This window comes from Candidatus Paceibacterota bacterium, assembly GCA_028718635.1.
GTDB lineage: Bacteria > Patescibacteriota > Minisyncoccia > Phycocordibacterales > UBA9973 > UBA9973.
Genome location: JAQULK010000001.1, coordinates 277,190 through 298,017, shown reverse-complemented (window position 1 = coordinate 298,017; position 20,828 = coordinate 277,190). Strand labels below are relative to the sequence as shown.

The following is a 20,828-nucleotide window of genomic DNA, read 5'->3' as shown; positions in this document are numbered from 1 at the left end:
TCGCGGCTTCTAACGGGATCCATTTTTAATATATGTTAAAATATCCCTTAAGTATAACATATGAGTTTTTTAGACACCATCTTAAATGTAGTTTTCCCCACGAAATGCATCTTGTGCGAAGAAGATGGGGCAGACCTATGTCTAACCTGTTTGAGAGATGCGCCCTCGGCTGAACGCGAAAGCGCCAAGTGGATCTTCCCTCTTTATGACTATCGCCACCTGCCTATTAAAAAATCGCTGTGGCTTTTAAAATATAAAGGTAAAAAAAGACTAGCCAGTATTTTTGCAGAAATTATTTACGAAAAAATTTTAGAGGAACTTTCAGAATTATCTGTGATGGAAAATTTTAGCAATATTATTTTAATTCCTGTTCCCCTCTCACCTAAGAGATACTGGGAACGAGGATACAATCAAGCGGAATTAATTTGCAGGGAAATAGTTCGCATATCAAAAACAAGACACCTCACCCCTCCTGCTTCGCATTCCTCCCCTCTCCAACAAAGTTGGAGAGGGGCTGGGGGTGAGGGAAATATAAATTTGCAATTAGAAAATAATATTTTAATAAAAATAAAAGAAACTGAACACCAAGCGCGCATCAAAGATCGACGGATTAGATTAAAAAATTTGATTGGTTCGTTTGCAATTAAAAGTGCGGAAAAAAATACAAGCTTAATAAAAAATAGAAATATAATTTTAATAGACGACATCACCACCACCGGCGCCACCTTAAGTGAAGCACGAAAGGTTCTAAAGCAAGCCGGCGCCAGAAAAATCATCGCTTTCACCGTGGCGCATTAGAAATTTTCTAAAAAAGTATATAATTTGTGCATATGTCTAAGATTATAGGATTTACTTGTGGCGCTATGGATTTATTACATGCGGGACATGTGCTTATGTTAAAAGAATGTAAAGAACAATGCGACTATTTGATAGTTGGACTAGAAATTGACCCATCAATTGATCGCCCTTACAAAAAAAAGCCCATAGAAATACTGGAGGAAAGAATGATTCGTTTACAAGGATGTAAATATGTTGATGAAATCGTAGTATATAATACAGAAATTGGCCTTTACAATCTTTTAAAAAAAATAAATCCGGATATTCGTTTCATGGGAGCAGATTGGAAATATAAACCTAATTATTCCAGAGATTTGTTACCAAACATGAAAGTTATTTACAATAGCCGTGATCACAATTTTTCGAGCAGTGATTTACGTAGAAGAATCCTGCTCTCAAATCAATAAATTATGCCAAGCACAAGTATTATCAGTCTAATACTCTCTCTGAAATATCTTATACTTTTTCCGATAGTAGTACTTGAAGGTCCCCTAGTAATGATGGTATCTGGATTTTTAGTTAAACTTGGATATTTAAATTTTTTATACACCTATTTAGTACTTGTTATGGGAGATTTATTTGGAGATATTTTATGGTATGAATTAGGAAATGTATTTGGAATGCGTTTTGTAAATAAATTCGGGAAATTTTTCAACGTCGCAGAACAAAATATATTAAAAGTAAAAAAAATATTCCATAAACACAGCGCAAAAATTCTTTTTATCTCAAAAATAACCATGGGTTTTGGTTTTTCGCTAGTCACATTAATCACTGCGGGATTGGTAAAAATTCCCATAAAAAAATTTATTTTTTGGAATGCTCTGGGAGAATTAGTATGGGTTGCCGTTTTGATGTCAATTGGATTTTATTTGGGAAATTTTTACTTAAAAGTGGATAGCTTTTTGGGTAAATTAGGAATTTTGTCTTTGATAGTTATAATATTTGTGGTATTAGTAAGTATTACTAGATATGTTCGTAATAAAATGCCTATAGACGAATCTTTATGATTTCAATCATTATTCCAACTCTAAATGAAGAAAAAATTATTGAAAAAACTCTTCTAACTTTAAAAGAACTTAGAGATTTTGATTATGAAATAATAATTTCTGATGGAAGAAGCAAAGACAAAACAATTGAAATTGCTAAAAAACACGGAGCAAAGGTAATAGTTTATGAGGGTATGACCAGACAGACTATTAGCCACGGCAGAAATTTAGGAGCGTCTATTGCATCAAAGGAGCTTCTGGTTTTTCTAGACGCAGATGTTGAAATTCCTAATATAAATAATTTTTTTAAAAAAACCGTTAAACTTTTCGAAGAACAAAAAGAATTAACCGGACTAACAACTCGTATTAAAATTCATAAGGATGTAGAAACATTGGCTGATAAAATAATTTTAGGGGCATTTGATTATATTAATTTCTTTTTAAATAATGTTGTTGGTTTTGGTGGAGCAAGCGGTGAATTTCAAATGATCAGAGCTTCGGCTTTTAAAGAACTCAGGGGATATAATGAAAAAATAGCCGTGGCAGAAGATATTGATATGTTTCAACGTTTGGCAAAAAAGGGTAAAACAAGGATAGAAATGTCACTCAAAATTATGCATCCAGGTAGAAGGGCGCATAAAATAGGCTGGCCTAAATTACTTTTTAATTGGACTATAAATGGACTAACAGTCATGACAAAAAAACATTCTTATCATGAAGTTTGGGAAGAAATTCGTTAAATTTTAAAAATATGAAAATTAGTCTTATCATCTGTGCATATAATGAAGAAAATTATATTAAAACATGTCTGGAAAAGGCTATGGAAAATTCTTCTAGAAAATTACATGAAATAATAGTTGTCGACAATAACAGCACTGATCGAACCAAGGAGATAGCAGAGAAAATTCCGGGAGTAAAAGTCGTACAGGAAATACAAAAAGGAGCGAATTTTGCCAGACAAAAGGGTTTTGAAGTTTCCAGTGGAGATATTTTAGCGTTCATAGATGCTGATAATCATATACCAAAAAATTGGATTAATATCTTAATAAAAGAATTCGAAAATAATTCAGAACTTGTGTGCTTGAGCGGACCGTATATATACTATGATTTTTCAAAATCTAAACAATTTTTGTCCTTATTGTTTTGGTACTTTGCCTATCCTGTTTATCTTTTCGTAGGATATATGGCTATGAATGGGAATTTAGTAATTAAAAAAGAAACACTTAAAAAAATAGGCGGATTTGATACAACCATATTCTACGGAGACGACACTAATATAGCCCGTCGCGCTAGTAAACATGGAAAGGTAAAATTTAAGTTAGGTTTTGTTGTATATTCCTCTGCAAGAAGGATGCACGGTCAGGGTATGGCAAAGACAACTTTTATTTATATTCTAAATTTCTTTTCTCAAGTGTTTACAAAAAAGTCTGTTACAAAGTCGTATAAAGACATAAGGTAATAACAATGAAAGAATCATATTTAAAAGAAAAAGGTTTATATTATAGAATAAACACTTTTGAACAAAATCGACCAACTTTAGTATTTATTCATGGGCTTTCAGGTTCATCCTCTGTCTGGATTCCATATGAGAAAATATTTGAAAGTAAATACAATATTTTAACTTACGATATCCGCGGACATGGGAAGTCAAAAAAATATCCTAGTTTTTCCGATTATGAAATAAAAAGATTTGCGGAAGATTTACATAATTTAATCATGCATTTAAATATTTCAAAATTAATCTTAGTTAGTCATTCGTTTGGCACGCTTATAGCTCTTGAATACACTAGGCTTTATGGAGAAAAGGTATTGGCAGGTGTTTTATTATCGCCAATTTTTAATCCAAACAAAAAATACGCGAAGAAAATTTTACGACAATTTTTAAAACTCACTTCTATTTTAAATTTATTCCCATTTAATCATAGAAAAGGTAGCCATATAGACTACACTAAACATCAAAATACTACCGATTGGGATATTAAAAGAATTTTGGCAGATATTCCAAACACAACCTTACGAGTTTATTTACATTGTTTAAAACAATGCATGCTTCCTAAACAGGAATACGCCCTGGAGCAAATAAAGATACCGATCCTTTTTATGCACGGAAAAAGAGACACTTTAGCGGTATCGGATAACTCAATTATTTTGTCCAGAAAAATAAAAGATTCAGAAATTATACTTCTGCCAGATACTGACCATTTTTTTATGATTAAAGACGTTAAAAAGACATCTGAAACTATAGAGTCTTTTATAGAAAAAAACAAAGGGGTATTTTCTTAAAAAGTACTTTTTGCTATACCCGTACACTTATTTTAAATTTTGAATTAAAATAAGTGTTGGGGTATACTAAATGCATGTGGCAGACGTATAAAACTTATTTTTCTGACAAAAAATTCATAATCTCTTTCCTGAGCGGTATGGTGCTACTGGCAGCCAGTCTCGTAACGCAATTTTACATAAGTATTTACGTCAACCGTTCTGCGAGCTCTTCTGTCACGGATATTATCCTCAGCAATACTCGAGTGTATGACGTGTCGGTTATTTTCGTCTGGGGAGCTATCTTATTAGTGGCGATAGGCGCTTTCATAGCGTTGAACAAACCTAATCGCGCGCCTTTTCTGATGAAGAGCATCGCTGTTTTTACTTTTATCAGATCAGTTTTTATCAGCCTCACGCACATCAGCCCGTTCCCTACGCGAGTGGTGATAGACTCGCCTTTTTTTAATAGAGAAGTTTTTAATGGCATCTTTACCGGCAACGACCTTTTCTTTTCTGGACATACGGGGATTCCATTTCTTCTAGCTTTAATATTCTGGGAAGATGAGATGTTACGTTTTATTTTCTTGGCTTTCTCTGTTATGTTCGCCATTGTCGTTCTGCTCGGACATCTGCATTATTCTATAGACGTATTGTCGGCATATTTCATTACTTTCTCTATTTTCCATATATGCAAGTTTTTGTTCAAAAAAGATTGGAAATTATTTCTAAAAAAAGAAGATGAAACACTGTAAAGACTGCGAACCAGCGCAAGAAAATCATTTCGTAGCGTATACCTCAGTGATTTTAGGCTGGATAGATGAGCCGTTTTTTAATTTGATGGAATATCTTTTTAAGAATACAGCGGAAACAATTTCTGATAAAATTACCCTTCCTTTTTTCAATTTAATGGTTTTTTTAAAACTTGGACACTTTTCTAATGAACCTGACGACAAAGACACCTGGCGGACGAAATGTTTTTGGGAAGAAGCGGAAAAACGCGGGATAAAAATGCGAGAATTTCATTTAGGTCCAGTTCAAGACGGCTTTGTGGCAGAGTATCAAAAAGACAATCAGAAAAAAATAATAATTTTCGACGGCTTGCCAAGACCAGGTTTCAAAGAATCCCCTGCTTTAAAATGGATGGACAATAAAGGTATTATGAAAACAAAATTCTTAAAAGAAGGTTTGCCAGTAGCGCGTGGAGGAGTTGCTTTTACGAAAAAAACTGCGCTTAAGATTTTTAATGATATAACCAAGCCCAAAAAAAGACCTGTGATTACCAAGCCTAACCTCGGTTCCCGCAGTCGGCACACTATGATCCACATAAACACGCCGGAAGATTTAATGATCGGTTTTAGAAAAGCCAAGAAACTCTCCCCGCTTGTCGTGGTAGAAGAAGAATTGCGGGGATATCTTTTCCGAGGAACTTTAATCGGAGGAAAATTAGCCGGAGTGATCAAACGCGACCAGCCTGAAGTAATCGGCAATGGGATAAATACCGTAAAAGAATTGTTGGAGGAAGAAAACAGAAGACCAGAACGTAATGGCCCGATTTTCCATAAAATAATTATTGATAAAGAGGCGGAGGAAGAACTCAAAAGACAAAAGGTGAAACTCGAGGATGTGATAGAGAAAAATAAAGTGGTAACGTTTTCCCAAAAAACAAGCCGGGGATGCGGAGGCACTACGACCGAAGTCACAGATATCACTCACCCAGAAAACGTAGAAATGCTTGAACACGCGGCTAAATTTCTTAATGACCCGCTTGTCGGTATTGATTTTATAATTGAAGACATTACAAAATCATGGAAAGAACCTGCCTACCGGACAGGCAGGGAACAACACTGTGGAATCATCGAATGCAACAGCTTGCCATTTATCGACCTGCATCATTATCCTCTTTTTGGAAAACCAAACAACGTCGCCGGCAAACTTTGGGATTTAATATTGCCAGAGTCTAAAATGTAATTTCTGACTTTGGATCAAAAGCATTCGGATCCATTTTAAGACATGAGATATATTTTTCTTGTGTCACAAAATCTCCGAGAAATTTTAAAAAATCTTCTTTTTTATCTACCTCCCCTTTTTCTTCCATATGCTCAAGCGGATGCGCTTCAGGAGTAAATTCAAAATGCCCGCATATCTCTCCATCTCTGTAAACACGCAGATGATATTGATCTTGAAAATCGGTTAATTTTCGCCAACTCAAAACTTGATCTTCATCTATCCAAGCAATGAAATGATTACCAAAACCCCACTCGTCATGAAGATGTTTTTTTAAATCCTCTAAAGTTTTCCCAGAAGCCAGCCATCCGATATGATATCTCTGCCTGCCTTTTTTATGCCAAATAATTCCAGTTTTTAAAAGAAATTTACGAATTGGCAGAAAAAAACCATAAAAAAAGTCCCAAATTTTTTGTTTTATTTTATCAAAAAAGGTCATAATTTTAACATTAACGCTTAACTATCATACTATACAATGTATGTCCCAGATTGCAACACCCGAGGGACCATCTTTGTTAATGATAAATTAAGAAATGAAGTTGAAAATATACTGCAATAATGGTCGAACCTTATAAATAAGGAAATATTATAAATTTAATAAAAATAATTTTATGGAAAAATTTAATTGGTTTAAGGTAGCAGGTTACGGAGCTTTGATCTGGGTAATAATGTTTGCTTTTGTTTGGCTCTTAATAAGTCTTTCTTTGTTTGACTCTGTAATTTCTAAAATAATTATTGTGCTTGCTGCCGGAGTTCTGTCCTATTTGTTTACACCGGATGCAAAATCGCTGAAACCTTCTACCGCTTTTGGTTATGGTGTTTCTTGGGTTATCGTAGGAGTGGTGCTTGACTTGTTAATTAGTATGCGATTTATGGCTGATTTGTTCGGTAGGTGGGAATATTGGTTGGCTTATGCTTTGATACTCCTTGCTCCAGTAATTCACACCATGATAGGTGAAACCAGCGCAAGTGTTTCAACAACACATTAACCATAAATAATAATTAATGAAAAAACATAAACTAATAGATAAAAAGAAATTTCTGCGCGAATCAAACCACCTCACTCGGCCTCCTCGGCTCGAAGGCGTGGTGAAAAACGCAAAAATGAATCCTATTAAAAAACTTAATAAATATAAAATATAAAATTATGGCTACAAAAAAACAGCAAGTAGCGGCAAAAAAGAATATAAAAAAGGCGCAAGCAAAATGGAAAAGTATGACTCACAGGCAACATGCTCTGGCTCAGCCGGAAGGTATGGCCAGACAAAAGCCCGGGACTACCGGCAAAGGAAAATTCTTCAGAATTGAAGTGCGTCCTAAAAGCGAATTTAAAACTTTTCGCATTCAAGATGTAGGCAGAAAAGGCGGACTTGAAAGATTGGCGGGGAGACGTTCAAGTGGTTCATGGGATACCGTCGCATGGTTAGTCTCCAAAGAAGATGCGAAGATAAGAGATCGAGAACTGATAATTAAAGAAGCTAAGGCAAAATCGGTTCTCAAAAACTTAAGAGGACCAATCCTTCGAGTTAAAGGCGATATTTTTAAAGCTTATCCCCGAGCGAATGTCCCTGAAAGTTCAAAACCTACTCTGAAGCAGAAAATAGCCCAAAGAACTAATATCAAAAAAGCCCAGCTGGCTAGGTGGAAATAAAAATGTTTAAAAAATAGAAGAAAAAAAATTCTATCTATGTTAAAATTTAATAATGAATACATATAATTGGTATTCGCAACTTATCAAGCCCTCATGGTCCCCGCCTGCATGGCTCTTCGGGCCAGTTTGGAGTTTTCTTTATGTCTTAATTATTTTTTCTTTCGGCAAAGTATTTCTGATGACTTGGCAGAAACAGATTCCATTTACCGTAGCTTTGCCATTTATTTTAAATATAATTTTCAATCTTGCATTTACTCCACTGCAATTCGGATTACAAAATAATTTACTTGCTGCTTTTGATATTCTTTTTGTTTTAGGAACTTTAATCTGGGCAATAATTGCCATATATCCGCACGCTCCCTATTTATCATACATTCAAATCCCCTATCTACTTTGGGTTACTTTTGCGACTGTCTTGCAGTTAACGATCACTTATTTAAATTGGAGATAGAGCCTAATTGAATCGTTTGTGCATTAATACTTCCATCTGTGTTAGCTGAACCATTAACTACTACATTTTCATTTACTACAAGGTCTGCAATAGAACCAGTTATATTTTTTGTAATTGCCGTTTTACCAGTAAAGAAAACTATTCTAGATCCTCCATTAGGAAGTTTAACCGTAATACTTGTACCATCTTTAGAAATTATTTCTCCCATAGTTACCCCACCAAGTCCTTGCCCGCCTCGCATTCCCATACCAAAACCACTCTGACTACCACGCATCTGACTAGTAAAATTTGCCTCGGGAGCTCTACTAGAGCTAGCATATTTTGTTCCTGCATAAAATGATCCTCCTCCAACGATAATTACCCCTACGATAACCGATACAATTATTTTTTTCTTCATAATTTTTATATAAATTATTAACTATTAATTACTCGTACCTCAAAGCATCAATCGGATTGAGTCCTGCTGCTCGACGAGCAGGATAATATCCGAAGATAATTCCAATTAACGCTGAAACACCAAAAGCAATAAGAACTGAAACAAGCGAAACACTTGTCGCCACAAGACCAGTCAAATTTACAACAAACGAGATTAGCCATCCAAGCGCAATACCGATGATACCACCAACAAGGGTTAATGCGACTGCTTCAGCCAAAAACTGCGTTGAAATATCATTTTTACGTGCCCCAATTGCTTTTCTAAGACCAATTTCTTTCGTACGTTCAGTTACTGTGGTGAGCATCATATTCATAATACCAATGCCACCGACTAGAAGTGAAATACATCCTATTGCCGCCAATAAATACGTCAAGGTTGAGGTGATGCTCGATGCTGACGATAGGATATCGCTCTGATTGAGAACACTAAAATCGACTAAAGTCGCATCTCTGATTTTATGCCTATCTAATAGAAGTGCTGTAATATCCGATTGCACCTGTGTCATTGTGTCTGGCGAAGATGCTTGCACAGCAATTGTTGTTAAATACTGATCGCCTGAAAGATAACGTTGCGCGCTTTTGACCGGGATGTAAATCATGTCGTCTTGATTTTGGAAACCACTTCCTCCTTTCGCTACGGTAATACCTATCACCTTGAATTCTAAACTATTAACACGAATCGATTGTCCAACTACATTTGTTGCACCTTCTCCAAAAAGATCATCGCGAGTGGTTGGTCCCAACACGGCAACTCTTGATGCAGAATTATTCTGGGTGTCGGAAATAAATGATCCTTCTGCTATTTCTATATTACGAATTTGAGAGTATTTTGAAGTAACACCTGTTACACTGGTGTTGGTATTAGTACCCTTAGCGGTAATTTGATATCGTCCGGACACTTGAGAATCTACTGCTTCAACATCCATAATCTGTTCTGCAATTGCAGCTGCATCTTCATTTGTGAGAGTCTTTGCACCTCCGCGACCGCTCGAAACACCGAATCCTTGCCTTTGCTGTGCCCCAGGCATAATCTGAATGAGATTTGATCCGAGCGATTCTATGGAGGATGAAATGGTATTTGATGCGCCTGTGCCGATCGAAACCATCGCGATGACCGATGATATGCCAATCACAATGCCGAGCATTGTAAGTCCAGATCGAACCTTGTTCGCCGATAGTGCTGCGTATGTCTCGTGAATAATATCGTTAAGTTTCATAATGTTTTGCATGCTTACGCGCATGAGATTTAGAATCCGAAACAATGATGCCATCACGGAGAGTAATAATACGTTCCGCATATTCTGCAACATCATGCTCGTGCGTAATTAAAATAATAGTACGACCATGTTCCTTGTTTAACTTCTGAAATGTCCCCAAAACAATTTCTCCTGTTTTTGTGTCGAGGTTCCCGGTGGGTTCATCGGCAAGAATGAGAGAAGGATCATTCACAAGCGCTCTCGCAATTGCTACACGCTGAATCTGTCCACCCGAGAGTTGATTGCTTTTGTGAAAAAAATGGGACTCTGTCATGCTTGCTGCAACGAGTGCCTTCTTTGATCTTGTCTCTCTATCTTCTTCATTAACCCCTGCATATATAAGTGGCAACATCACATTCCGCATGACAGTTGTGCGCGGGAGTAAATTAAAGGTCTGAAAAACAAAGCCGATATGTAATCTACGGATATCGGCAAGCTCGTCGTCAGTGAACATGGATACATCTTTTTTATTCAGGAGGTATTTGCCTGTAGTGGGAATATCTAGGCAACCTAATATATGCATCAATGTCGATTTTCCCGAACCAGAAGGACCCATAATAGCGATAAATTCTCCGTCCTTAATCGTAAAAGAAACACCTTTGAGAGCCTGGAATGCCGTATCACCCGAGCCATATGTTTTTGTAATATCGTTGACTGTAATCATGTTATCTTGGGAAATTTCCTCCTCCTGTTCTGACACCACCTCCTCCTAGAAGACTCGGAGCAGAAGTAGAGATCGGTTGTGATGTTGTTACAGTTGTAATTTTACGAACCACATACTTATCACCCTCTGTGAGTCCTGAAACAATTTCCACTGATTCGTCACTTGAAAGACCTAACGTCACAGGCACCTGAATTGGAAGAGTAGGCAGAAGAACACCCGCAGTTTGACTTGTCTGTGTTAGTGGTAGGTCTTCATTAACAATTTCCACATAACTTGTATTGCCTTGGGTTTTCACAGCACTTGATGGAACAATTAGGACATTTTGCTTCATGTTGGTAATAATATTTGCGCTCACGGTCATACCTGGCCTCACCTTATCGTCACCCGTATCAAAACCAATTTTTACGATGTAGCTTACTACTCCCTGGCTGACTGTACCTATAAGATCAACCTCTATTACTTCTCCTGTGATAGTAAGATCTTCGATTGCGTCAAAGGAGAGTGTAGCTTTCTGTCCAACTTTTATTTTTGTCGCATCTACTTCGTTCAGTGAAATTTCTGCAATCTTCTGCTTTGTGACAAGAGTTCCAATTACTGTACTGGAACTTACAGAATCCGACTTTTTAATATTTAAAATCGCTATGGCTCCTTCAAAAGGCGCTCGAATATAATAATCTGCCAGTTTGTCTTTTGTATCCTGTAAAGTATTTTCTTTTTGTTTTACAGAAAGTTCTGAAGATTGTAAATCCAAGTTTGCATTAGGAAAAGCGTCATTGTAATTTCTAATGTTAGTTTTTATTGTGAGAAGGTTATCAAGGTGTCCATTGTTTGTACTAGTATAGGTAGAAAGTGTGTTTTGATAGGAGGTAAATTCTGAAGTCCTTCCTGTATCTTCTGATAAAAAATCTACGAAATTTCGGAGTTTCTTTATGGCATCAGCGATAAGCTTAGTCGTCTCATAGGTTTGATTAATAATTTTATCAATATCTTTAGCGGGAGAATTATGGTTGAGGGTTCTGTAATATATTCTATTTTTATCAAAGGCATTTTTTGCATCATAATATGCAGTTTCAGCAGTACTTCTATAATCTTGCGCAGTTTTTCCACTCACCCGTGCAGCATTTTCTGAAAGATTGTTTTGATTTAAAAGATTTTCAAGTCCAGTTACGGTTGACGGTAAGTCTAAAAAAGTATCAGAGACAGCATTAAAACCATCATCATATGCTTTCGTTAAATTTGCATTCATATTTTCATTTGAGTTTTGAAGTTTTAATTTTTCTAAAGATAATTTGGCACTTTCCAAATTAATTTCTGCATCACGAATAGATTTCTGCGCATCCTTTGCGTCAATCTGAGCAATTAAGGCTCCAGCTTTTACTTCTTGCCCACTCTGAACGCCAATATAAATAACATCACCAGATATCTTTGGTTTTATCTCAATTTGATTTGAGGCAGATACTTGGCCTGTTCCTGAAACAGAAGAGACTATCGTGCCTCTCTCAACACTCGCAAAAACATACCGAGTTTCCTGTGCAGAGTTGTTAAAAATCTTGAAAATTCCATAGACACTTGCACTTAGAATAATAACTAGAAGGATAGCTGTTTTCTTGTGAGCAAAAACCCAGCTTTTTAGTTTTAGTAAAAATGATTTCATAATTATTGGATAGGTTGATTAGTTGGCAATTTTTCTGGTGGAGGTGGTAATGTACGAATAAGCTTTGCTTCAACCTGTCCATCATCGTTGGGAGTTCCTAAAACAACAATGAAATCTCCGACCTTCAAATCAGTAGTGGTTATATCATCACGATACTTGCGTATCTCAGTACTTTCACTTATCATAATTGTTTTTTCAATATTATCTGGACCAGCCACAACAATAAGAGGTAATGCAATGCTTACAATTTTCCCGACTGCTCCGTGACCTCCTATGGGATCCAGCCCACCAGAGAAATCTTTAAAGAACCCTTCTCCACGAGGATCAACAAAATTTCTATTGAAATTATCTCCGAATTTTTGAGAGAATCTTGCTTTGTGGTAACCGGAAACCTGTCCAAGTTTAAAAATCCCAAGAACAAGGACGGCAACTCCTAGCCCTATGATAATTCCGCGAACGGTCTTTGATTTGTGTATATCTTTTAAATCCATATTTTTTAAATATTAATTGGCTTGTAAAATAAAACGACGAGTATTAGTAAATGTATTAGCACCTGACCAGATAAGAGCTCCGAGCGCCATAAGAAAAGCAATTATCCCAATAATTGGCATTGAATCAATTAAAGAAAGTGATAATTCTTTCCAATAAGTGTATACGGCACTATCACCTGAAAAGAGAAGTGAAAGATACTCATAAAAACCTGATTGATAAAATCCTTCCGATACATATCGAATCGAGAGAACAACTCCAATTAAAGAAAAAGGGATAATACTTGCATAACTAAAAAGGTAAACTTTAGCCCTACGACGCTCTTCTTGCCTAATCCTAAAGAGGATGTTGTTTCTAAGCTCTTTTGTTGGTTTCAACTTGTTCATACTATATAAACGAAATTGCCATGCATTTTGGTGCATTACAATAAAAAATATTTATTTGAGTTTAGGCTGACTGTGCTTCCAGTAATCTACGAAGGGCAACAAGAGCTCTACGATGTTGACTTTTAACGGTATGAAGAGGTCTCTTTAAGAGTTTTCCAATTTCTTCGAATGTAAAATCACTTGAATATCGAAGCGTTAGTACGTCACGATATTGGGGATTAAGTTCATTCAAAAGTGCTTCCACAAATATTGTGTCTTCAGCTTGAGTAAGAAGTTCGAAAGGAGAAGGTTTATCGTCAACTAAGGTTTCTGAAAATATATTTACACCCTTCTCGTTTTCAAAAATAGAAAAAGAAAGGTCTTTTCTTTTTCGCAACCAATCAATAGCTGTATTTCTAGTTAAAGTTAAAAGCCAATTTTGAAAATTACTTCCTTGTCGATATTTACGAATATTTTTCCAAGCTTTTATGAAAGATTCCTGACTGATGTCATTCGCTGCTTGACGATCGTTTACTAGTTTATATACAAAATTATAGATATTTATAAGATATCGATCGACAAGCACTTCTAGAGATTTTTCATCTCCTTCTAGGTAATCTGAAATTAATTGTTCGTCGGTTTTTTTCATTACTATTGCAGTATAACATAAATAATTTTTTTATTTTTTTAGTTCTGAATACATTTTTACATTGTATATTTAAAATATAGTTAATTTACTTCCTATTTCGAATCCCGGATGGGTCATGGTTTTTTAGAAAAATCAGCGCAAAAAAGTGCGGGAAAATAAGGCCTCAACGTCTACCGATAATAAATACTGACTGCGGTGTCTAAGAGTTAAGTACTGTGCTAATGAGACCATGTAAAGGTATTCTAGCACTTTTTTCCGGGTGTTGCTGAGGCACTCGAGTCGCTAAAAGAAAAACAGGAGTGTGTCTTTTAAACGACAATATAACCTTATTTTACGTCAAAATGAGACAAATGAGACACTTTTATGCGATATCCGTTAGATGTCTCTTTTTTTGAATTTTTGATACAATCAGGGCATGATTAATAACGTATTCATCTTTCATGGAACAGAGGGGCATCCGCAGGAAAATTGGTTTCCTTGGTTAAAAGAAAAACTGGAAGAAAAAGGTTGCAAGGTTATTGTGCCTCAATTTCCAACACCAGCTGTAGTGCCAGCCAAAATCTTTGAATGGTTTGAAGTGCTAAAAAACTATGAACAGGATATTGACGAAAATACCATTATTATTGGACATAGTTTAGGTGGTGTTTTTGCTTTGAGAGTTTTAGAAAAACTCAAGTATCCAATTAGGGCAGTTTTTCTAACTGGAACCCCAATAGGAGTAAAACCGATTCTAAATTATGATCGAGATAGTAGTTTTAGTGGTTTTGATTTTGATTGGAATACCATAAAAAATAACTCAAAACATTTCACCGTTTATCATTCAGACAATGATCCTTATGTGTCTTTAGGTAATGGAGAACAATTAGCTAAAGAGTTAGGCGTTGAGCTTTCCTTTATTCCAAACGCTGGACATTTTAATGCAAGAGCTGGATATTTAACTTTCCCTGATTTATTAGAAAAAATTAGAAAGATTCTATAACTTCAAAGAATATATGTATTATCTTTATATTCTTGAATGTGCTGACAAAACTCTATATACTGGAATTACCACAAATTTAGAAAGAAGAACTGTTGAACACAATAATACAAAGCTGGGAGCAAGGTATACTGTTTCTAGAAGACCGGTAAAAATTGTTTATTCAAAGAAATTCAAAAACAGATCTACCGCCTCAAAAGAAGAAGCTAGAATTAAAAAATTAAGAAAAAATAAGAAATTAGAATTAATAAATAAATAATGGAAAATCTTTTAAAAAAATCAAAAGAAATAATAGAAAAGATTGAATATCTCAATTCAGCTACCATTACCCCAGAGGGTTTGCCTTGGAATAGCCCAGTGTATTGTGCCTATGATAAAGAACTTAATTTCTACTGGTTATCTTGGAAAGAAAATCAACATTCAATAAATATAAGAAATAACCCAAATACTTTTACTACAATCTATGATTCAACCGTACCAGCCAGTACTGGTATTGGAGTATACTTTCAAGGTAAATCTTATGAATTAACTAATCCTATTGAGATTTTAGTTGGTATAAAATGTGTCTATATGAGAAGTAAGCACAAAATGAAAGATGTGGCTATGTTTTTGACTTCATATCCTAGGAGAGTTTATAAATTTGTTCCAGAAAAAATATGGATTAATGGAACAGGTCAAATAGATGGAAATTCTATTGATACTAGAACCGAACTAGATTTAAAAGAATTAAAAAAAATAATAAATTAATATCCATGGAACAATATTTAGAATTTGCAAAGAAACTAGCCAAAGAAGCTGAAGAAATAGCTTTGAAATATTTTAGTTTTGAAGTAGAAAACACTTGGAAGGGAGACAACACTCCATTAACTTTAGCGGATACAGAAATAAACGATTTAGTTATAAAAAGAATTAATGAAACTTACCCAGAACATAGTATTTATGGTGAAGAAAAAAGTGACAGAAAAGGAGGTTCTAAATACATTTGGGTCTGTGACCCAATAGATGGAACCATGGCTTTTTCGGTTGGTTTACCCATATTCGTTTTTTCTATTGCTTTAGTTGATCAATCAAATGGTCAGCCTATTTTAGGTTTAATATATGATCCAATAATGAAAATAACATATTGGGCATATAAAGAGGGCGGAGCATATAGAAATGGTCAAAAAATATTTGTCTCAAAAGAGACTACTTTAAAAAATACATATTTAAATATCGGTGCTGAAGGAAAAACGGTTGGTTTTTCAACATTGCCCTTCATTAAATTAATAATTGAAAAGGGTTGCAAATACATGAAGCTCCCTTCTTTTATTTATGGTGGTGTTCAAGTTGCTAATGGAAAGTATACCGGAGCTGTATTTTATAAAAAAGATGCTCATGATGTTGCCTCATTAAAAATTATTACAGAAGAAGCTGGAGGAAAGGTTACGGATCTAAATGGAGAAGAAAGAAGATACGATCAAGACGGACTTGGATGTATTGTTTCAAATGGTATTTTGCATAATGAAATTGTTGAAGCTGTCCAGTTAGGTAAATTATAAATTTAATGTAAAAAAATGGTTATAGATATAGAACTTACTTTGAATAGGTTTGGATTTGGAAAGATTGCTGAAAATAAATTTCAATTTTTTTGTTTTAGATTTTCTAAATGGAAAATTCCAAACAAGCATTCAATCTCTTTTGAGATAAATTGGAGAGGTAAAGATGATATCAAAATAAGATAATATGAATTTTAAACAAAAAATTAAAAAACTTTATTATTTTTTTAGAAATCCAGTTTATAAATTTTATTGTTTCATCTTTAGACCAAAGTCTCTCGGAGTAAAAGTAGTAGTTGAAAATAATAATAAAATTCTTATGGTCAGAATTGGTTATGCCCATAAGGGGTGGACATTCTCAGGGGGTGGAGTAGATAAATATGAATCTTTTAAAGAAGCAGGATTAAGAGAGTTAGAAGAAGAAGTAGGAATAAAAGCTCAAGATATAATTGAAATGGGAGAATATTCGTCAGAACGTTATTTTAAGAAAAATATCGTAAAATGTTTTTATTTACATACAGATTCTTCTTTTGTAAAAATTGATAATTTTGAAATAATTGATTCAGGTTGGTATGACCCCGAAAAACTTCCAGAAAATTGTTCCTTTGCTGTTCCAAAAATAATAGAAATTTATAAAGAGTATAAAGAAAAGCATAAATAAAATTATGGATAATTATCGTGGAGTAATAATTGAAGAAAGTTTAGAAAACAAAGAAGTGCTTAAGAAAGTTCAGATTTTGGAAACCAAAGTCAGTGTTGTTGCAGAAAAACATAAAACTCCTTGGGTTAAACAATGGACGTTGCACACTGTTTTAATTCCAGAAAATGAAGCTGAAGCCATAGCTAAAGAGATTAGTGTATCTTTAGATAAAGAGCATAATTGGTATGCTGATTTTAGAAACAAAACGCATCACTATATTATTTTCAGAGATAAAGTATTTTATATAAATAGAAATAGTATTGAAGAATATAATAAGGCAAAGGAGTATGGTATTTCCTTAGGTATCCCAGAATATCAAGTAGATTTTCATCCTGATGTTAAGGAATGGGAAAAATAACGTACATCTATTTTTTATTTTCTTCCATAGGAACAAGTTTAATATAATCCATAATCTTATACTTTTTCACCTCTTCAACTAAATGAGTAAAATGATACCAAGGATGCATTGAATTTAATTCTTTTCCATCTTTTGTCTCTCTACCCATTTGTGATTCAGTCAGCTTCTTGGGTGGCAAGATATCTTTATTGTCTTTAACCATAAAAATATGACAATGTTCGCCCTTACCGTAACGAGTAATAATTCTTGGTTTAATAATCCCTTTCCTTACCCACTTATAAAACGTTGGACCTTTGACACCGAACCTGCTTTCAATATCGTATTTTGAATACCAACTATCTTTGTCTTTTGCAACAGATGCAGGTATTTCTCCTTCATCGATTGCTTTCTGACAGATCAAACATTTTATGCCATATTCGTCATACCAATTATCACCTTCGGGAGTGCCATCACCGCATATAGCACAGCGATAACCAGCACCTTCAAGATGAAATCCTTTCGGATTTGCCTTTAATTTTTCTGCTCTTTGTTTTTCTTCCTCTTTCCATTCATCCATAAATTTACCAAGCTGTTCTAGTCGCCATTTTTCTTCTTGCCATTTTTTACCTGCTTCCTCAGTTAAACAAAAACGATCTCTATCTTCGGTAAATTTCTCATCAAACTCTTCTTCTTTTATTGCGTTTCTTTCTATTTCACTTTTTTTAACATATCCGCATTCTGAATTTATGCAGGTGTATTCAGTAATAAATTTTTCTTTAGTACTTGCATCTTTACAATCGAGTTTTGCTTTGCAGTTTGGGCAAGGGTTTGGCTTAGGTCTCCATTCTTCGCCGTCTGAGAAAAATGCTCTTCTTGGTAAACATTGATTTGGACAATCATACATAAAAAACATTCTGTCTTCTTTACCATTTTCAGACCATAGATTTTTAAATGTTGGTTTTAGAAGATTTCGACAGGTTAGACAGCGTATATTTTCTGGTGCTTGTGCTGTTTCATACAATTCGTCTTTTCTTTTATCAGCATCCATCCATTTTCGGATTGTCTCTTCTTTGTTCAAATATCTTTCGCCTGTTTGAAACATCATACTCCACTCAAGAGCCATTTTTGAAATGGCATCAACCATTTTCTGTGTTGGTTTTTTGCCCTCAATCAGTGGAGGATTTTTTATTGGTTCTGAATGAGTGCGTACGAGGTCTCGACAGCGTTTAACGGTGTGGCGGTCGTAAAGGTCAATATAATATTGCTTGTCTTTAAGATGCTTTTCCATGTATTTATTATAGAAAATTTATAAAAGTTTTCCACTTTTTTCCTTGCCTAGCTATTTACGCTTGATATACTAAAAATAGTTCTTTGAGTTTATAACGCAGACCAATGTGCAATAATCTTTTCTTTATCTTTAAAGAGTAAGAGTTGTGCATTGTCCCAACAAATATTTATTCTCTTTTTTACAAAGCTAAAGAGGCAAAAAGTATCTTATGTTTTAATGGTCGATTTAAATGCATAACCTTATCATTCAGGTAAACGAATGGCCGAAGTCGTAAATTAGGGAATTGGTGTGGAGTTGGCAATCTTGTGACTAAACAATCTGTTTAGTGTTTCAAAAAGTTGCCAATTCTTCATCAATAAATTTAATATTTTATTGAAAAGAAAAGGCAGCTACCAAGCTGTTTTTTTGTTGTCTCATTATTAAATTTAACTTAAAAAAAATATGCCAGAAAAAATAAAAATAGTGCATGTGGTTGTAAGCGAACTCAAGATTGCAGAATATAATCCTAGAAAATGGGATAAAGAAGCAGAGAGTCAGTTAAAAGAAAGTATTAAAAAATTCGGTATAGTAGATCCACTACTTGTGAATTCTGCCGAAGAAAGAAAAAATGTTGTTATCGGAGGTCACTTTAGATTGTCTGTGATCAAGGAACTTGGTATTGAAGAAGTGCCAGTTGTCTACATTAATATTCCTGATATCGAAAAAGAAAAAGAACTAAATATCAGGCTTAACAAAAATACTGGAGAGTTTGACTTTAATCTTTTAGCTAAGTTCGACGAAGCATTCCTCGCAGATGTCGGTTTTACTTCTGAGGACATAGACAGCATCTTTGAAGAAGACAAAGTGGAAGAACAATTCGACCTAAACAAAGAGCTAGAAAAATTAAATATCGAAAAGATAACTGTTGAAAAAGGAGATGTGTATGACTTAGATGGTTCAAAAGTTATGTGTGGCGATAGTACGGTAGAAGCAGATATGTTAAAGCTCTGTGGTGAAGATAAAATAGATATGGTTATGACTGATCCGCCATATATTTTAGATTATCTCCATGGAAAAAGCCGCCAAGGGAAAGCGACTGAAGGATTTGGCGCAAAGAAAAATAGACGATATCTTGAAACTGATGTCTTGCCTGATAATTTTACTGAATTATGGATGGCGAATGTGCATAAAGTACAAGCAGAAGATTTTTCCATTATTTGTTATGAGAACTGGAAAAATATCAGGACCATTTGGAATGAAATGGAAAAGTATTGGAAAGTTAAAAATATGCTCGTGTGGCATCTTGCTAACAGAAACCAAGGATATGCGGGTAAGCATAAATTTTTCTCGAAGTACGATATTGCGATGGTGGCAACTAGCGAACAGCATGAGGGCTTGCAGACTGAAATCGAGGAAGAATTACTGGAGAATGAATATAATACGGCTCTGTTTGCTATCTCAGGCAGTCCTCAATGGGAAAGCTATGGTAAAGGTAAAAAATATTGTCCCACAGATCATATTGAACATCTTGCCGCTGACGAAAAATCATCAGGACAAGGCATTATCTTTGGAACCAAACCGTTAGAAATCTTAATTCCATATATCAAAGTTCTAACGACTAGGGATCAATTAGTGCTTGAGCCATTTGGCGGATCAGGTTCGACGTTAATTGCATCAATAAAGCTAAAACGTAGATGTTTTGTCATGGAGAAGTCTCCAGTCTACACAGAAGTTATTATTAATCGCTGGGAGAAGTTCACTGGTAAAAGAAGGATTAAATTATCTTAAATGAAACATAATTATGAAAAATCAAAGTTTTTGGAGATTCTTCGTGAATCTCCATGGATCTCGTTCGCCTCCAAAAAGACGGGTATTTCGAGGGCTACAATTTACCGATGGATGAAGGATAGTCCTGAATTCAGACGAGAAGTGAATGTTGCCATGAAAGCAGGAGTGTCTCAAATAGATGAAATTGCAGAAATGGGGTTGGCAAAGAAACTAAAGGAAGGATACTTTCCAGCAATCAAATTTCATCTAATTAACAATAATCCAAAATATGCTCCAAAGCGGAATATTGATCCTCCTCCACTTTTCGTACATCAACACAATGATGAATCAGAAGTCTGTGAACTTTGCATTCGTGTAGCTGTCGAAAAAGAAAATAAAGAACAAGAAATGAAACAAAGAATAAAGGCAGAGGTCACAAGATTGTCAAATCCAAAAGCAAAAAAAGAAAAAGATGCACTTATGAAAAGTATTTTAAAAAATGCAAGGGAAAGAAACAAAAGACCCAGAGAAAGTTGGGAATAA

At 34.8% G+C, this 20,828-nt stretch carries 30 protein-coding genes; 21 read left to right on the top strand and 9 right to left on the bottom strand.

The genetic code is table 11. From position 1 onward, the window contains the following. Positions 1-60: 60 nt before the first annotated feature. From PHT16_01645 to PHT16_01610, 8 genes are all read left to right on the top strand, one after another. Positions 61-798 carry a phosphoribosyltransferase family protein gene (locus PHT16_01645; GenBank protein ID MDD5721133.1) on the top strand — a complete coding sequence of 246 codons (738 nt, stop codon included), beginning with the start codon at positions 61-63 and terminating at the stop codon, positions 796-798. A 32-nt stretch (positions 799-830) separates the two neighbouring features. Then, complete coding sequence (locus tag PHT16_01640) at positions 831-1,244, top strand: adenylyltransferase/cytidyltransferase family protein (protein ID MDD5721132.1); 414 nt, start codon at positions 831-833, stop codon at positions 1,242-1,244. 3 nt (positions 1,245-1,247) lie between these two features. Further along, positions 1,248-1,844 (top strand): DedA family protein, encoded by a 597-nt coding sequence (locus PHT16_01635; protein ID MDD5721131.1) that lies wholly within the window; start codon positions 1,248-1,250, stop codon positions 1,842-1,844. After that, the gene (locus PHT16_01630) at positions 1,841-2,563 is read left to right on the top strand and encodes a glycosyltransferase (protein MDD5721130.1); all 723 of its coding nucleotides are present in this window, start codon (positions 1,841-1,843) and stop codon (positions 2,561-2,563) included. Before PHT16_01635 ends, PHT16_01630 begins: the two co-directional genes overlap by 4 nt. Positions 2,564-2,574: 11 nt before the next feature. Next, complete coding sequence (locus tag PHT16_01625; protein MDD5721129.1) at positions 2,575-3,282, top strand: glycosyltransferase family A protein; 708 nt, start codon at positions 2,575-2,577, stop codon at positions 3,280-3,282. Positions 3,283-3,287: 5 nt separating this feature from the next. Further along, on the top strand, positions 3,288-4,106 hold the full coding sequence (locus PHT16_01620) for an alpha/beta hydrolase (GenBank protein ID MDD5721128.1): 819 nt from the start codon (positions 3,288-3,290) through the stop codon (positions 4,104-4,106). 74 nt (positions 4,107-4,180) lie between these two features. Beyond that, the gene (locus PHT16_01615; protein MDD5721127.1) at positions 4,181-4,837 is read left to right on the top strand and encodes a phosphatase PAP2-related protein; all 657 of its coding nucleotides are present in this window, start codon (positions 4,181-4,183) and stop codon (positions 4,835-4,837) included. Then, positions 4,824-6,053, top strand: coding sequence for a hypothetical protein (locus PHT16_01610; GenBank protein ID MDD5721126.1), 1,230 nt, complete (start codon positions 4,824-4,826; stop codon positions 6,051-6,053). Before PHT16_01615 ends, PHT16_01610 begins: the two co-directional genes overlap by 14 nt. Here PHT16_01610 and PHT16_01605 read toward each other — a convergent pair. Next, a complete protein-coding gene (locus PHT16_01605) occupies positions 6,043-6,528 on the bottom strand; it encodes a hypothetical protein (protein ID MDD5721125.1) in 486 nt (161 codons plus the stop codon). The two genes, PHT16_01610 and PHT16_01605, sit on opposite strands and share 11 nt — an antisense overlap. 172 nt (positions 6,529-6,700) lie before the next feature. Between PHT16_01605 and PHT16_01600 the strand changes: the two genes are divergently transcribed. From PHT16_01600 to PHT16_01585, 4 genes are read left to right on the top strand one after another with little or no spacing between them, the layout of a single operon-like run. After that, positions 6,701-7,078 carry a hypothetical protein gene (locus tag PHT16_01600; GenBank protein ID MDD5721124.1) on the top strand — a complete coding sequence of 126 codons (378 nt, stop codon included), beginning with the start codon at positions 6,701-6,703 and terminating at the stop codon, positions 7,076-7,078. Positions 7,079-7,094: 16 nt separating this feature from the next. After that, positions 7,095-7,232 (top strand): hypothetical protein, encoded by a 138-nt coding sequence (locus PHT16_01595; protein MDD5721123.1) that lies wholly within the window; start codon positions 7,095-7,097, stop codon positions 7,230-7,232. Positions 7,233-7,236: 4 nt separating this feature from the next. Further along, positions 7,237-7,740, top strand: a complete 504-nt coding sequence (locus tag PHT16_01590; GenBank protein ID MDD5721122.1) for a hypothetical protein — start codon at positions 7,237-7,239, stop codon at positions 7,738-7,740. A 52-nt stretch (positions 7,741-7,792) separates the two neighbouring features. Then, a complete protein-coding gene (locus PHT16_01585; protein MDD5721121.1) occupies positions 7,793-8,191 on the top strand; it encodes a tryptophan-rich sensory protein in 399 nt (132 codons plus the stop codon). Here PHT16_01585 and PHT16_01580 read toward each other — a convergent pair. The 7 genes from PHT16_01580 to PHT16_01550 form a co-directional block, all read right to left on the bottom strand. Further along, positions 8,169-8,588, bottom strand: a complete 420-nt coding sequence (locus PHT16_01580) for a hypothetical protein (protein ID MDD5721120.1) — start codon at positions 8,586-8,588, stop codon at positions 8,169-8,171. The genes PHT16_01585 and PHT16_01580 overlap by 23 nt on opposite strands. Positions 8,589-8,616: 28 nt before the next feature. Next, the gene (locus PHT16_01575) at positions 8,617-9,867 is read right to left on the bottom strand and encodes an ABC transporter permease (GenBank protein MDD5721119.1); all 1,251 of its coding nucleotides are present in this window, start codon (positions 9,865-9,867) and stop codon (positions 8,617-8,619) included. Beyond that, positions 9,833-10,546, bottom strand: coding sequence for an ABC transporter ATP-binding protein (locus PHT16_01570; protein MDD5721118.1), 714 nt, complete (start codon positions 10,544-10,546; stop codon positions 9,833-9,835). The genes PHT16_01575 and PHT16_01570 overlap by 35 nt, the downstream gene beginning before the upstream one ends. 1 nt (position 10,547) lies before the next feature. Next, on the bottom strand, positions 10,548-12,200 hold the full coding sequence (locus PHT16_01565) for an HlyD family efflux transporter periplasmic adaptor subunit (GenBank protein MDD5721117.1): 1,653 nt from the start codon (positions 12,198-12,200) through the stop codon (positions 10,548-10,550). Between the two features lie 2 nt (positions 12,201-12,202). After that, on the bottom strand, positions 12,203-12,691 hold the full coding sequence (locus PHT16_01560) for a DUF5666 domain-containing protein (GenBank protein ID MDD5721116.1): 489 nt from the start codon (positions 12,689-12,691) through the stop codon (positions 12,203-12,205). 12 nt (positions 12,692-12,703) lie between these two features. Next, positions 12,704-13,075 (bottom strand): hypothetical protein, encoded by a 372-nt coding sequence (locus PHT16_01555; protein ID MDD5721115.1) that lies wholly within the window; start codon positions 13,073-13,075, stop codon positions 12,704-12,706. Positions 13,076-13,136: 61 nt separating this feature from the next. Next, a complete protein-coding gene (locus PHT16_01550) occupies positions 13,137-13,703 on the bottom strand; it encodes an RNA polymerase sigma factor (GenBank protein ID MDD5721114.1) in 567 nt (188 codons plus the stop codon). A 415-nt stretch (positions 13,704-14,118) separates the two neighbouring features. Here PHT16_01550 and PHT16_01545 point away from each other — a divergent pair, with 415 nt between their 5' ends. The 7 genes from PHT16_01545 to PHT16_01515 are packed head-to-tail and all read left to right on the top strand — an operon-like array spanning position 14,119 to position 17,272. Then, positions 14,119-14,682 (top strand): alpha/beta hydrolase, encoded by a 564-nt coding sequence (locus PHT16_01545; protein MDD5721113.1) that lies wholly within the window; start codon positions 14,119-14,121, stop codon positions 14,680-14,682. Between the two features lie 13 nt (positions 14,683-14,695). Further along, positions 14,696-14,938 (top strand): GIY-YIG nuclease family protein, encoded by a 243-nt coding sequence (locus PHT16_01540; GenBank protein ID MDD5721112.1) that lies wholly within the window; start codon positions 14,696-14,698, stop codon positions 14,936-14,938. Further along, positions 14,938-15,426, top strand: a complete 489-nt coding sequence (locus tag PHT16_01535) for a pyridoxamine 5'-phosphate oxidase family protein (GenBank protein MDD5721111.1) — start codon at positions 14,938-14,940, stop codon at positions 15,424-15,426. The genes PHT16_01540 and PHT16_01535 overlap by 1 nt, the downstream gene beginning before the upstream one ends. Before the next feature lie 5 nt (positions 15,427-15,431). Further along, on the top strand, positions 15,432-16,217 hold the full coding sequence (locus tag PHT16_01530; protein MDD5721110.1) for an inositol monophosphatase: 786 nt from the start codon (positions 15,432-15,434) through the stop codon (positions 16,215-16,217). 15 nt (positions 16,218-16,232) lie between these two features. Then, positions 16,233-16,400, top strand: coding sequence for a hypothetical protein (locus PHT16_01525; protein ID MDD5721109.1), 168 nt, complete (start codon positions 16,233-16,235; stop codon positions 16,398-16,400). A gap of 1 nt (position 16,401) precedes the next feature. Beyond that, complete coding sequence (locus PHT16_01520; protein MDD5721108.1) at positions 16,402-16,875, top strand: NUDIX domain-containing protein; 474 nt, start codon at positions 16,402-16,404, stop codon at positions 16,873-16,875. A 4-nt stretch (positions 16,876-16,879) separates the two neighbouring features. Further along, on the top strand, positions 16,880-17,272 hold the full coding sequence (locus PHT16_01515; protein MDD5721107.1) for a hypothetical protein: 393 nt from the start codon (positions 16,880-16,882) through the stop codon (positions 17,270-17,272). A 7-nt stretch (positions 17,273-17,279) separates the two neighbouring features. On the opposite strand, the gene PHT16_01510 is transcribed toward PHT16_01515, so the two are convergent. Continuing rightward, positions 17,280-18,539, bottom strand: coding sequence for a hypothetical protein (locus PHT16_01510; protein ID MDD5721106.1), 1,260 nt, complete (start codon positions 18,537-18,539; stop codon positions 17,280-17,282). 441 nt (positions 18,540-18,980) lie between these two features. Between PHT16_01510 and PHT16_01505 the strand changes: the two genes are divergently transcribed. Then, positions 18,981-20,306 (top strand): DNA methyltransferase, encoded by a 1,326-nt coding sequence (locus PHT16_01505; GenBank protein MDD5721105.1) that lies wholly within the window; start codon positions 18,981-18,983, stop codon positions 20,304-20,306. Next, positions 20,307-20,828, top strand: a complete 522-nt coding sequence (locus PHT16_01500) for an AlpA family phage regulatory protein (GenBank protein MDD5721104.1) — start codon at positions 20,307-20,309, stop codon at positions 20,826-20,828.